Source organism: Ideonella margarita, from assembly GCF_038066635.1.
GTDB lineage: Bacteria > Pseudomonadota > Gammaproteobacteria > Burkholderiales > Burkholderiaceae_C > Ideonella > Ideonella margarita.
The window spans coordinates 345,454-356,933 of the sequence record NZ_JBBUTI010000006.1 but is presented as its reverse complement, the minus strand read 5'-3'; the positions used below and the strand labels follow the sequence as shown (position 1 = coordinate 356,933).

Sequence of the window (11,480 nt, the reverse complement as noted above, 5' to 3'; positions counted from 1 at the left end):
CTGAAGGCAGCGGCGCGGCTCAGTCCGCGTCGCTGCCGCCCTGGCGGAAGGCGCGTGGCGTCACACCGCGCCACCGCTTGAAGGTGCGGCTGAAGTTGCTGGTATCGACGTAGCCCAGCTGCTCGGCCACCGCCTCCACCGACAGGCGCGAGTGGCTGAGCAGCCAGCAGGCGTGCTCGGCGCGGGCTTCGTCGAGCAGTTCCTGGTAGCTGGTGCCGTCATCCGCCAGGCGGCGGATCAGGGTGCGGGGCGAGACATGCTCTTCCAGCGCCAGCGCGGGCAGGCTGGGTGGGTGCAGCAACTCGTCGACCAGGCGTTGGCGCAGGCGGCGCACCAGGTCGCCGCGGTCCAGTTGCGCCAGCAGCTGCTCGCAGTCACGCAGGGCGCGCTGGTGGGCCTGCGGGTCCGGCGCCAGGCCGGGGGCGGCCAGCAGCGCGGGCGGCAACAACAAGCGCCACGCGGCAGCACCGAAACGGGTGCGGGGCAGCCAGGCGGCCGCGTCGGCGGCGGGCTCATCGAAGGGCCAGTCCAGCGCCACGTCCGCCCGCCAGTCGCGCCCGGTGATCGACTGCATCAGGCGCAGCACCGCGCCGGTCAGGTGGCCCAGCACATAGGCGCTCACCGCCGGGTCGGGGCGCAGCTCGGTCAGGCTCAGGGCCAGGTGCTCGTCCACCACCTGCAGCTCGAAGTGGACCAGGTGCTGGCGCAGCCGCGAAAACCGCAGCAGCAGCGGCAGGGCCTGCGCCACGGTGTCGCAGCTCATGCCGGCCATGCCCAGCGCGCCATGCGCCGAGAGCTCGGTGCCCAGGCCAGCCAACAAGCCCAACGTGCGCTCGGGGCACAGCGCCGTGGCACGCGTCACCACGGCGTGCAGTTGCGCGCGGGTCAGAAAACGCTGCCCCACCTGCAGCTCGGCCCAGCCCAGCCCGGTACCGGCCAGCACCTCGTCTGGTGCATGGCCGCGGCGCTGCAGCTCGGCGCACAGCAGGCGGGCGTAGGTGGGGTGCACGGCCGGCTCATCACCCACCCCGGGTGGCCAAGGGGTGGCGGTGGTCGGCAAGGGGTGGGCGGCTGTCACTATCAGACGATTTTGTGGCGACTGGCGCGGTGGGCACCCCGGGTTGATCCCTGAAGAATCAGTCTCAACACCACAACAAGACCCGGAGACCACATGCACGCCCACCCCGCCACCTTGCCCAGGCCACAGCTGCCCGGCGAAGCACCCCCCGCCTGGCGCGACAGCAAGCGGCTGGGCTGGTTGTTCTCGGTGGTGGGCCCGGCGGGGGCGGCCATCGGGCCGGTGGCGCACAGCCTGGGCGCCACGAGCCAGGTGTGGTTCCTGCTGCCGCTGCTGTTTTTCTACGGCGTGGTGCCGCTGGCCGACGCGTGGCTGGGCGAAGACACCAGCAACCCGCCTGAAGCGCAGGTGCCGGCGCTGGAGGCCGATGGCTACTACCGCGCCATCCTCTACGCCGTGGTGCCGGTGCTGTGGCTGACGGTGCTGGGCAACTGCCTGTTCCTGGCGCTGAACCCCTTGCCCTGGACCAGCTGGCTGGCCACGGTGCTGTCTACGGGCGCGGTGCTGGGCTTCGGCTTGAACCTCGGCCATGAGCTGGGCCACAAGCGCGACTGGCTGGCCCGCAAGGTGGCCCTGTTCACCACGGCGCTGGGCGGCTACGGGCACTTCTCGATCGAGCACAACCGCGGCCACCACCGCCATGTGTCGACGCCGGAAGACCCGGCATCGTCGCGGCTGGGCGAAAGCATCTGGACCTTTGTCTGGCGCGAGATCCCGGGCGCCTTCCTGCGCGCCTGCCGCCTGGAAGCCGACCGGCTGCACCGCCAGGGCCTGCCGGCCTGGCACCACAGCAACGAGATCCTGCAGGCCGGCTGCGTGACGCTGCTGGTGCACGGGTGCCTGCTGGCCGTGGGCGGCTGGCCGATGGTGCCGGTGCTGCTGGCGGTGTGTTTCTGGGGCGCGTTCCAGCTGACGTCCGCCAACTACATCGAGCACTACGGCCTGAAGCGCCGGATGCTGGCCAACGGCCGTTATGAAGCCTGCCAGCCGCACCACTCGTGGAACAGCAACCATGTGGTGTCCAACCTCGTGGTGTTCCACCTGCAGCGCCATGCCGACCACCACGCGCACCCGGCGCGCAGCTACCAGTCGCTGCGCGACTTCCCCGACCTGCCGCGCCTGCCCTCGGGCTACTTCGGCATGTTCCTGCTGGCCTATGTGCCGCCGCTGTGGTGGCGCGTGATGGACCACCGCGTGGTGGCCATGTCAGGTGGCGATGTCAACCGCATCAATTTCGTGCCGCGCAAGCGGGCCGCGTTGATGGCGCGCTGGGGCTTGAAGGAAAGCACCAACTGAGCGCCACCTGAGCGCCGCCTGAGGGCAGCGGCTGCCGCCGCTCAGAACGACGAGCCGGGCGTTTGCAGAAAGGCCAGCTCGTCGTCGGTCGAGACACGGCCCAGCAGTTCATTGCGGTGCGGGTAACGGCCGAACCGATCCACGATGGCCTTGTGGCGCAGCTCGAAATCGATCTGCCGCTGCGCGCCCAACCCGGTGAACAGCGCCAGCGCATCCACATGCACCAACGGCGATTCGCTGTGCATGTAGGGCATGTAGACAAACACCCGCTGCGCCGCCGGCAAGGCCTGGTCGGCACCCACGGCCACCGCCGTCTGGGCCAGGCCCAGCGCCAGCGGGTCATTGGCAAACGAGAGCGGGCTGCCGCGGTGGATGTTGCGCGAGAACTGGTCGAGCACCAGGATCTCCGCCAGCCGCCCCTCGGGCGTGGCCCGCCACGCTGACAACTCGCACAGGCCCGCGGCCCGGTGCACCGCGCCGAAGCGCTGCGCCACCATCGCATCAAACGCGTCCGACTTCGCCCACCACTGCGCGGGCGTGATCTCCTCGAACCAGAAGGTGAGGATGTGGGCCGGGGTGAGGGTCGGTGTGCTCATGCGGATTCGTAGAGTTCGAGGGGCAGGCCGTCGGGGTCGGCGAAGAAGGTGAAGCGTCGGCCGGTGAACTCATCCACGCGGATGTCTTCCACCAGCACGCCCTGCGCTTCCAGGCACGACTTGGCGGCAGCCACATCGGCCACGGCGAAAGCCAGATGCCGCAGGCCCTGTGCCTCCGGCCGGGAGGGTCGGGCAGGCGGGTTCGGGAATGAGAACAGCTCGATCTGCGAGCCATCGGGCAGGGCCAGATCGAGCTTCCAGGAATCACGCGCCTGCCGGTGGTGTTCAGCTACCACGCGCAGACCCAGCACCTCGGTGTAGAAGCGGCGTGAGCGGGGGTAATCGGCGCAGATGATGGCCGCGTGGTGGATGCGCAGCAGCTTCATGCGGCCTCCTGCCTGGTGAACACCCAGCGCGAGAGCATCAGGTACGACAGGCCGGCCATCAGCGGCGTCAGCAGCACCTGCGCCAGCAAGGGGCTGCCCAGCCATGTGTTCAGGGCGCGCAGCAGCAGCAGATTCACGGCATACAGCAGCGCGTAGGCCAGCACGAAGCGGGGCGCGCGAGCCCAAGACAGATCTCGAAAGGCATAACCGCCCATCGACAGGAAGTTGAAGATCACCCCCATCACCAGGCCGAGCAGCAGCGCCACCCAATCGGCGGCCCCGGCCTGCAAGGTCAGGGCGTAAACCAGCAGGCCGAAGCCGGTGTTGGCCGCACCGGCCAGCAGGAAGCGCAGCCACAAGGCGGCGTCGCGTTTCATGGCTTGCCGGGCAAGGGTCGCCAGCCCACGCACAGCCGGTTGCCCACATTGAAGCGCAGCTTCAGCGGGCCCAGGCCCAGGGCGTCGAGGGCGCGGATGAAGGCCGTGCGCAGGCCGCCGGGCAGGGGCAGCAGCCGCGCCCAGTAGCGCAGCGCGTAGCGGTTGGCGAAGCTGTGGCTGCGCACCTGCACCAGGCCGGCTTCGGTGAACAGGCGCTCGATGCTGGCGGGCGAAAACAGCTGCATGTGCTCGATGTCGATGATGGGCGAGCGCTTGCCCAGCAGCCGGTTCACGGGCGCGCGCCAGTCGTGCACCACCACCACGAACGCACCGCCCGGCCTGAGCAGTTGCTGCACGGCGCGGGCCACCTCGCCGGGGTCGCGCACATGCTCCATCGTCATGAAGCAGCAGACCAGATCGAAGCTGGCGGGCTCGAAGTCTTCAGCGCGGAAGATGGCCTCACGCAGCCAGGCCTGCCGCGCGACAGGCGCTGCGGCGATGGCCGCCGGCGAGGGCTCCACGCCGCACACCCGGTTGAAGCCGGCCTCGACCAGATGTTCAAGGAACACGCCGGTGCCTGCGCCGATCTCGAGTGCGGCCTTGTCTGGTGGCAACTGCCCTGGCAACTGAGCCGACAACTGCGCCAGCACCGGCTGGATGGCCTGCATGTAGGCCCGCGCCGCGTCATCGGCCTCCACCGCGCTGTCGAACTCGCTGGCGTGATACGCCCGTGCAAGCTCGTCCTGTCCGGGCGGGGTGTCGGCATACACCAGATCACAGCGCTGGCACTGCACCAGGTGATGGTTCATGAACTCCGGCGTCTTGCGTGAGGCAAAGCTCAGCCCGGTGAGGCGGGCCGGGTCCACATGCTCGTCCAGGAAGATCCGCGCCTGCTGCGGCGGGGCGTCACACACGGGGCAATGTCGCGGGCTGCTCATCGGCCCCACCCCGCGTCCACCTTGCCGTCTGGCAGCAGGCGGGTGGAGCGGCCATGGCGGATCAGCGCCGAGCGGATCAGCCGCGGCCGGCCCTTCACCTCGGTCATGATCTTGGCCACGTACTCACCCACCACGCCCACGGCAAACAGGTTCAGAGAGCCGAAGAACAGGATGGCGAGGAGGATGGTGGTGGCGCCCTTGGGCGCGATGTCGGGGAAGAACAGCTTCAGCCCGATCAGGGTGAGCGCCACGCAGAAGGACAGGAACAGCAGCACCACCCCGGCGGCGGTGAGCATGGTCAGCGGCGTGTCGCTGAAGGAGAAGATGCCCTTCTTGGCCCAGCCGATGTTCTTCAGCAAGTTGTTGGTGGAGCGGCCGAACATGCGCTCGGGCCGCACGTAGTCCACGCCCGTCTGGCGAAAGCCCACGTAGGCGCGCAGGCCGCGCACGAACAGGTCGCGCTCGGGGCAGTTCAGCAGCCAGCCCACCACGCGGCGGTCCATCAGCGAGAAGTCGCCCGCGTCGCGCGGCATCGGCACATAGCTGAAGGCCGCAAACACGCGGTAGAAGGCCTTGTACATGAGCCCCCAGAACCATGGCATCTCGCGGCGCACGCGGCGGCCGTAGATCACGTCGTGGCCCAGCTCCCACTGCGCATAGAACTGCTCGATCAGCTCGGGCGGGTCCTGCAGGTCACCGTCGAGCAGCACCACGCTGTCCTTCGTGCACAGCTCCATGCCGCTGCGGAAGGCCATCTGCGAGCCGAAGTTGCGGGAGTGGGAGATGCCGATGACGTGCGGGTCGGTCTGGCTCAGGCGCTCGATGGCACCGGCGCAGTCGTCCGGGCTGCCGTCGTTGACGAAGATGATTTCGTAATCGACGCCCAGCTTCTGGAACGTGTCCGTCAGGCGCCGGTGCATGACCGGAATCGCCTGCTCGTCCTTGTAGCAGGCGATGATGGCCGAGACGCTGCGCTTGCGGGTGTTGGCGTTCTTCTTGGTCAGCAACTGCATGTCGCTGTCCGTCAGCGCACGCACCCATTCGGCCGTGCGCGTCAGGCCTTCAGACAGGCCGATCTGCGCCTTCCAGCCCAGCAGCTCAGACGCCTTGGCGGGGTTGGCATACCAGTCGGTGAGGTCCCAGCGGCGGGCGCTCATCGTGCCGCAGGCCGGTGCCTCGCTCACATCGAACAGGCTGCGGGTCAGTTCGGCCAGCTCGCCGATGGTGGTGCGCACGCCGGAGCCGATGTTGAAGCTCTGCCCGTAGAGGTCGGGGTGCATCTTCACCGCGGCCAGCACGAAGGCGCGGCAGACATCGTCCACATGCACGAAGTCGCGCGAGATGGCCGGATCGACCAGCGGCGGCAGGCTGCCCGCGAGCGCCTGGCGCAGCAGGTTGGGGATCAGCCGCGAGGTGTCTTCCAGCGGGCCGTACACCGAGTACAGCCGCAGGTTCACGCAGGGCACGCCCTTGTGGCGGCCGAGGTACTGCAGCAGGTCAGACGCGGCGCCCTTGGAGACGGCGTAATGGCTGTTGGCCTCACGCTGGTCGTGCTCGGCCGGGCCGGCGCTGACGGTGCCGTATTCGGATGAGCTGCCCGCATGCACATAGGCCGCCACCGGGTGTTCGGCCAGGCGGTCCATCAGGTGCGCCAGGGCCGAGAAGTTGGTGCGGTAGATCAGCTCCGGCTGTTCCTCGAAGGAATAGGCGCCGTAGGCCACGCAATCGAACACCGTGCGCGGCTTGACGGTCTCGATCATGTGCCGGGTGGCATTCGCATCCGTCAGATCGGCCGAGATGACCCGCTCGTCATGCACATCGGCCAGGCGCCAGCCCTTGTCCTGGCGCACCACGCCGTAGACGTCACGGCGAACGGCCAGCAGCTGCTTGAACAGGTTGGCACCGATGAAGCCCGACGCCCCGGTGACAAGGATCGGGCCGTCCAGGGCCCGGATGTAGGTGGCCAGCGAAGACATGGGGTCAGGGGCTTTCAGAGGGAGAGGGCTCAAGGGACTGCAGCGCGGCCAGCACGGCGCGCGGGTCCAGCCCGGATTGTTCACGCAGCCAGTGTTGCGAGCCATAGTGCTCATACCGGGCTGCCCGCGCATGCAGTGCCTGGAAGCGCGGCGGCACCAGGCCACGGGCGGCGAGGTGCAGCACCAGCTCGGAGGCCATGCTGCCGCGGGCCACGTGCTCTTCCACCGTCAGCAAGGCACCGGCCGAGGCCAGTTGCGCCAGCAGGGCCGGCGGCGGCAGGTGCTGCTCGATCGGCAGCATGCCGACCACCCACACCCGTGGCCGCCGGGCCTCGGGCAGGGCCATCAGCGGTGCCAGCAGGGGGCCGACCAAGGGGCCCGCCACCACCATCACCGGCCCCTGCCCGTCGAGCAGTTGCCGCCAGGGCTGGAAGGGCGGTGCCACGTAGCCGGCCGGGCCTTCACCCCGGCCCAGGCGCAGGTACACGGGGGCCGGCAGGTCAGCCAGCTGCCGCACGGCCTCGCCCACGTCTTCATCGAAGGCCGGGATGCAGGCCTGCAGGCCGGTCAGCGTCAACAGGCTGCCGTAGTCCTCGATGGCATGGTGGGTCGGGCCCATCACGCCGTAGCCATAACCACCGCCATTGCCGACGATGCGCACCGGCAGGCCGTGCAGCGCCACGTCATTGCGGATCTGCTCGAACGGCCGTGCGGTGCAGAACGGGGCGATGCTGTAGACCCAGGTGTCCAGGCCCGTGAGGCACATGGCGGCGGCCACCGACACCATGTTCTGCTCGGCCACGCCGGCATTGATGAAGCGCTCGCCGATGGCGGCCTTCAGCGGCTCCAGCGCCATGAAGCCCAGATCGCCGGTGAGGAACACGAAGCGCTCATCCTGGCCACGCGCCACCATCGCGTCACAGAAGGCCTTTCTCATGCCGCATCTCCGGTGGTGGGCAGGCTGGCAAACAGCTCGGGCGTGAGCGGCAGGTAATGCCACTCCATGCGGTTCTCCATGAAGGGCACGCCGTGGCCCTTGATCGTGTTCATCACCACCAGCCGTGGCCGGCCGGCAGGCGGCTGCGCCAGGGCTTGCCTCAGGGCCTCGGCGTCGTGGCCGTCCACCACCTGCAGATCCACGTCGAAGCCCTGCAGCCGCGTCCACAGCGGCGACATCGACGCGACTTCCTCGGTGCTTCCGAAGCCCTGCAGCCGGTTGTGGTCGACCAGGATGGTGAGCTGCTCCAGGCGGTGGTGGCAGGCGAAGATCAGGGCCTCCCAGGTGGAGCCTTCCTGCCATTCGCCATCAGACGTCAGGCAGATCACGCGGGTATCGCGCCGCTGCAGGTGCTCACCCAGCGCCGTGCCCGCAGCCAGCGACAGACCGTGGCCCAGGCTACCGGTGGCGAACGGAATGTCGGCGTGGCCGCCGCAGGGCGGGTGGCCAGGCAGCAGGGTGGCGTCCTTGTGGAAGGTGGCCAAGGCCGCGTCATCCAGCCGACCGAGCGTCCACAGCGTCACGTACAGGGCGCCAGCGGCGTGGCCCTTGGAGAGGATGAACCGGTCGCGCTCGCCCAGGCATTCGTGGAACACCACCAGCAGCGCATCCAGGCAAGACAGGTTGCCGCCGATGTGGCCGACACCGCTGTCGAAATGCATGCGCAGCAGCCGCTGTCGGGCGCGCTCGACGAGGGCGGGCGTGACGGGGGTCATCGGGAATCTCCGGGCTGGGGCGCCGCATGGGGCAGCACAGGGGTGGGGGTGCGCATCAGGCCGGTCAGCCACGGGCGATTCGGGCGCGCCACATAGTGCGGCGGCAACTCGGCCGGGCCCGTGGCGCCACGCTCGATGGCCACGGCCTCCGGAAAGGAATCGCCAGAGCGCGCCCAGCGAGGCTCGGTCAAGGCGCGCCAGGGCTCATGCCAGGCGCCAATCGCACCCACGGCCAGCACCAGCACCAGGCCAGCTCGAATGCCGCGTGGCGTGGCGGTCGGCGCCGTCAGGGCGTGCGCGGCGGCCAGCGCCAGCACCATCAAGGCGGGCACCGACGCGCGCATCGCGAGGTCATTGGCCTCACCAAAACGGTAGAGCGGCAAGAGCAGCAAGACGCCGATCGCCAGCAGCAGGGGCCGATCACGCAGGCCGGCCAGCAGCAGCAAACCAGCCAGCAAGCCGAATTCGAGCAGGCAGAACAGCACGTAGGTCGGGAAGAAGCGGCTGAAGGTGGCCGGATCACGAAACTGCCAGCCGGAGGGGATCGCGCTGCTGTCCATGGTGATGTACGCCGCCACCACGACCAGCACCAACCCCCAGGGCCATTGCCGCAGCGGCGACAGCAGCAGCCCCGCATGGCGCCGCCAGTCGAGGCCCAGCAGCACGAAGGGCGCCAGGCCGATGGCGATCAGCGGCGACCACAGCGGCGTGACCGCCATCAGGCAAGGCGCGATGCGGGCCAGCGAGGGCTGGCGCCAGTGGCGCAGCACCAGCAGTGTGCCCAGCCACGCGGGCAAGGCGTGGTTCGGCACCCAGGCCAGCAAGGTCAGGCTCGATGAGTACTGGGCGAAGGTGGCCCACCATTCCAGATGCTTGGTCGAGGCGGGCCAGACGAGCTCGAAGTACATGTCGCCGAGCAGGTCCCAGCCGCCGAACATCACGAGCACCAGCGCCAGCACCAGGCGCTCACGCGGCCGGGTGCAGCGCAAGGCAGCGCCCCAGGCCACCAGGCCCACGCCCAGCGCCGTCCACGTCAAGATGGCCGCGTCCAGCACGCTGCTGCCAAACACCGTGCCCAGCGCCGCGGCTGGCAGGTAGTACGCCACCGGGGCGCGCAGCAGCACGCTTTGCCCGTCGTTCAGATAGCCGGGCGGCCAGGGGGTTTCGGCGAGGTCGCGCAGCACGGCGTCCCGAATGTGCCAGTCGGTGTTGGCGAACACGAGATGCCCGGTGCCGCTCACGGCCGTCAGGCCCACCGCCAGTGCCGCCAGCATCAGCCAGCCCATCCATCCCCAGGGCGCCAGCGGCTGAGCAGCCGCGCGCGGGCCATGCCAGAAGCGGCTCAAGCCCCAAAGGACGGCGGCAGCCAGCGCCAGCGCCGGCACGGGCAGAAACCAGCCCGCGAACAACAGCACGGGCAGCACCAGGTAAACCAGCGCCGCCTGATCAAAAGCATCCAGCTGCCCGGTGGGCAAGTGCCCCGGCGCAGGCCTGTCTGGCTCGAAGGGGTGCGCGGGGAGTGGCTGGTTGGACGTCATGGACTGCGGCGCATTTTGCATGAGCAAGCCGCCGCAGCCGGGGTCAAAACACTACCGCAGGTAACCGCTGGCCACTCACAGGCTGAAGTCGTATTCCACCGTCAGCGGCGCATGGTCGCTGAACCACTGTTCCTTGTAGACACTGGCGCTGCGGGCCAGGGCGGCAAGGCCGGGCGTGGCAAGTTGGTAGTCGATGCGCCAGCCCACGTTCTTCGCGCGGGCCTGACCGCGGTTGCTCCACCATGTGTAGCACTCGTCGGTGGTGTGGGGGTGCAACTGGCGGTACACATCCACCAGGCCGACGCCGGCGGTGGGGTCGAGCAGGTCGGTCATCCAGGCGCGCTCTTCGGGCAGGAAGCCGGAGTTCTTCAGGTTGCCCTTCCAGTTCTTCAGGTCGGCTTCCTTGTGGGCGATGTTCACGTCGCCCACCAGAATGAATTCGCGCTCGGCTTTCAGGGCCTGCAGGTGCGGGCGCATCGCCGCCAGGAAGCGGTACTTGGCCAGTTGTCGCTCTTCGCCCGAGGAGCCGCTGGGGAAATAGCAGCTGATGATGCTCAATTTGCGACCAGGCTTGTCAAATCGCAACTCGACGTAGCGGCCTTCGTCGTCGAATTCAGGTTCACCGAAACCGATCACCACGTCGCTGGGCGCCACCTTGCTGAAGGCCCCGACGCCCGAGTAACCCTTCTTCTGGGCATAGTGGAAATGACCCGGCATGCCAGCCACGCTGTCGAGCTTGCCGAGCACGTCGGCAGCCTGTGCCTTGACCTCCTGCACCCCCATACAATCCGGGGCAATGGACTCGGTCCATTCCCTGTAGCCCTTGGTTGCCGCTGAGCGAATGCCGTTCAGATTGAGCGAAACCAGCTTGAATCCCATTTTGTCGAATACTCCATGAACACCACCACGCACACCGACCCCCTGGCTCAGGACTTCGTGAGGTTCTCGGTCGACGCAGGGGTGCTGCGTTTTGGTGAATTCACGACCAAAGCCGGCCGACGCTCGCCCTACTTCTTCAACACCGGTCTGTTCGACGACGGCGCCAAGCTGATGCGGCTGGGCGAATTCTATGCACGCCGACTGCTGGCCTCGGGCCTGGAGTTCGACATGCTTTTTGGCCCGGCCTACAAGGGCATCACGCTGGCCGCGGCCGTGGCCATCGGCCTGGCGAAGGAAGGCAAGAGCGTGCCTTACGCCTACAACCGCAAGGAAGCCAAGGACCACGGCGAAGGCGGCACCCTGGTGGGCGCCCCGGTGAAGGGCCGCGTGCTGATCATTGACGACGTGATCACCGACGGCGCCTCCAAGCGCGAAGCCGCCGACATGATCCGCGCCGCCGGTGCCACCCCCGTGGGCGTGGCCATCACGATGGATCGCCAGGAGCGCGCCTCCGACGACCCCGCCAACCGCCGCTCGGGCGTTCAATACGTTGAGCAGGAGCTTGGCCTGAAGGTGCTGTCGATCGCCACGCTGGCCGACCTGATGGAATTCCTGGCCACCACCGGCGACCCCGCCCTGCAGGCCAACACCGAGCGCGTGGCCGCCTACCGCGAACGCTACGGCATCTGAGGCCTCGGCCAAC

Annotated in this window: 12 protein-coding genes; 2 read left to right on the top strand and 10 right to left on the bottom strand. The window is 68.6% G+C overall.

Annotation, left to right across the window (positions count from 1 at the left end):
- Positions 1-19 precede the first annotated feature (19 nt).
- The gene (locus AACH00_RS10970) at positions 20-1,078 is read right to left on the bottom strand and encodes a helix-turn-helix transcriptional regulator (RefSeq protein ID WP_341399167.1); all 1,059 of its coding nucleotides are present in this window, start codon (positions 1,076-1,078) and stop codon (positions 20-22) included.
- A 93-nt stretch (positions 1,079-1,171) separates the two neighbouring features.
- Between AACH00_RS10970 and AACH00_RS10965 the strand changes: the two genes are divergently transcribed.
- The gene (locus tag AACH00_RS10965) at positions 1,172-2,374 is read left to right on the top strand and encodes an alkane 1-monooxygenase (protein ID WP_341399166.1); all 1,203 of its coding nucleotides are present in this window, start codon (positions 1,172-1,174) and stop codon (positions 2,372-2,374) included.
- 41 nt (positions 2,375-2,415) lie between these two features.
- Here AACH00_RS10965 and AACH00_RS10960 read toward each other — a convergent pair whose 3' ends face one another.
- From AACH00_RS10960 to AACH00_RS10920, 9 genes are all read right to left on the bottom strand, one after another.
- The gene (locus tag AACH00_RS10960) at positions 2,416-2,970 is read right to left on the bottom strand and encodes a DUF924 family protein (protein WP_341399165.1); all 555 of its coding nucleotides are present in this window, start codon (positions 2,968-2,970) and stop codon (positions 2,416-2,418) included.
- On the bottom strand, positions 2,967-3,356 hold the full coding sequence (gene gloA2, locus AACH00_RS10955; RefSeq protein WP_341399164.1) for an SMU1112c/YaeR family gloxylase I-like metalloprotein: 390 nt from the start codon (positions 3,354-3,356) through the stop codon (positions 2,967-2,969). The genes AACH00_RS10960 and gloA2 overlap by 4 nt, the downstream gene beginning before the upstream one ends.
- Complete coding sequence (locus AACH00_RS10950; protein ID WP_341399163.1) at positions 3,353-3,733, bottom strand: GtrA family protein; 381 nt, start codon at positions 3,731-3,733, stop codon at positions 3,353-3,355. Before AACH00_RS10950 ends, gloA2 begins: the two co-directional genes overlap by 4 nt.
- The gene (locus tag AACH00_RS10945) at positions 3,730-4,671 is read right to left on the bottom strand and encodes a class I SAM-dependent methyltransferase (RefSeq protein WP_341399162.1); all 942 of its coding nucleotides are present in this window, start codon (positions 4,669-4,671) and stop codon (positions 3,730-3,732) included. Before AACH00_RS10945 ends, AACH00_RS10950 begins: the two co-directional genes overlap by 4 nt.
- The gene (locus AACH00_RS10940; RefSeq protein WP_341399161.1) at positions 4,668-6,647 is read right to left on the bottom strand and encodes an NAD-dependent epimerase/dehydratase family protein; all 1,980 of its coding nucleotides are present in this window, start codon (positions 6,645-6,647) and stop codon (positions 4,668-4,670) included. Before AACH00_RS10940 ends, AACH00_RS10945 begins: the two co-directional genes overlap by 4 nt.
- 4 nt (positions 6,648-6,651) lie before the next feature.
- Entirely contained in the window at positions 6,652-7,584 is a 933-nt protein-coding gene (locus AACH00_RS10935; RefSeq protein ID WP_341399160.1) for a transketolase family protein, read from the bottom strand.
- Positions 7,581-8,360, bottom strand: coding sequence for a transketolase (locus AACH00_RS10930; protein ID WP_341399159.1), 780 nt, complete (start codon positions 8,358-8,360; stop codon positions 7,581-7,583). Before AACH00_RS10930 ends, AACH00_RS10935 begins: the two co-directional genes overlap by 4 nt.
- On the bottom strand, positions 8,357-9,898 hold the full coding sequence (locus tag AACH00_RS10925) for a hypothetical protein (RefSeq protein WP_341399158.1): 1,542 nt from the start codon (positions 9,896-9,898) through the stop codon (positions 8,357-8,359). The genes AACH00_RS10930 and AACH00_RS10925 overlap by 4 nt, the downstream gene beginning before the upstream one ends.
- A gap of 75 nt (positions 9,899-9,973) precedes the next feature.
- Complete coding sequence (locus tag AACH00_RS10920) at positions 9,974-10,777, bottom strand: exodeoxyribonuclease III (protein ID WP_341399157.1); 804 nt, start codon at positions 10,775-10,777, stop codon at positions 9,974-9,976.
- Positions 10,778-10,792: 15 nt separating this feature from the next.
- Between AACH00_RS10920 and pyrE the strand changes: the two genes are divergently transcribed.
- On the top strand, positions 10,793-11,467 hold the full coding sequence (pyrE, locus tag AACH00_RS10915) for an orotate phosphoribosyltransferase (protein WP_341399156.1): 675 nt from the start codon (positions 10,793-10,795) through the stop codon (positions 11,465-11,467).
- Positions 11,468-11,480: the final 13 nt, after the last annotated feature.